The organism is Dactylosporangium maewongense (assembly GCF_039531485.1).
GTDB classification, from domain to species: domain Bacteria; phylum Actinomycetota; class Actinomycetes; order Mycobacteriales; family Micromonosporaceae; genus Dactylosporangium; species Dactylosporangium maewongense.
The window spans coordinates 1-906 of record NZ_BAAAQD010000102.1; the positions used below are offsets into that span (position 1 = coordinate 1).

Below are 906 nucleotides of genomic sequence, written 5' to 3' on the forward strand. Positions count from 1 at the left end.
GCTTCGACGTCGTCCAGATCGCGACGCAAGGCGGTCCCGGCTACCAGACGATGGTGCCCGGCGTGCAGATCTACCGGTTGACGTTCCTGCAGCAGCACGTCGGCCAGGCCTCGGCGCTCGCGGTGTTCCTGGCCGTCGTCGTGCTGGTGGTCATCTGGCCGATCCAGCGTCTCGGGAGGGAGAAATGACCACATCGGGCCTCGCCCATCGAGTAACGCGCACTGGGATCCTGCTCGCGCTGATGCTGTTCGCCGTGGTGCCGCTGCTGAGTATGTTCACCACGGCACTGGCGGCGCCGGGCAGCACGCCGCAAGGCCTCAGCTGGCCGAGCGACCCGCACTGGCACAACTTCGTCGACGCGTGGAGCGCGGCGAACTTCGTCGCGCTGTTCCGCTCGAGCACCCTCATCGTGCTTGGCGTCGTGCCGGCCACGGTCGCGATGGCCACCGCCGCGGGCTACGCCCTCGCTCAGCTGAACGTGCCCTTCGGTAAGGCGATCTACGGTCTTCTCCTCGTCGGACTCACCCTGCCGTTCGAGGCGCTGATCACCCCGCTGTACTACGACCTGCGCAGCATGGGACTGCTCGGGACGCGGCTGGCGATCGTCCTGCCGCTCATCGGACTGCTCATGCCGTTCGGCGTCTTCTGGATGCGCGTACACTTTCTCAGCGCCGAGCCCGCGCTCACCGAAGCCGCGAAGGTCGACGGCGCCAACACCTGGCAGGCGTTCCGCCGCATCCACCTGCCGCTCGCCACCTCGGCGTGGTCCGCACTGTCCGTGCTCTTCTTCCTCGCCAGCTGGAACCAGTACCTGCTGCCCCTCGTCCTCGTCGACGACCCGACGAAGCGGACCGTGGCCGGCGGGCTGGGCGCGTTCCAGGGCCAGTACGGCACCGACATCGTGCT

General features: G+C 68.1%; 1 protein-coding gene and 1 pseudogene. Both read left to right on the forward strand.

All coding sequences use genetic code 11. From position 1 onward, the window contains the following. Positions 1–188 (forward strand): annotated as a pseudogene (locus tag ABD332_RS59905) (sugar ABC transporter permease); the annotation flags it as partial. Next, positions 185–906, forward strand: a 722-nt coding sequence (locus ABD332_RS59910; RefSeq protein WP_344516108.1) for a carbohydrate ABC transporter permease, incomplete at its 3' end; no start/stop codon positions are given. The pseudogene ABD332_RS59905 and the gene ABD332_RS59910, both read left to right, overlap by 4 nt.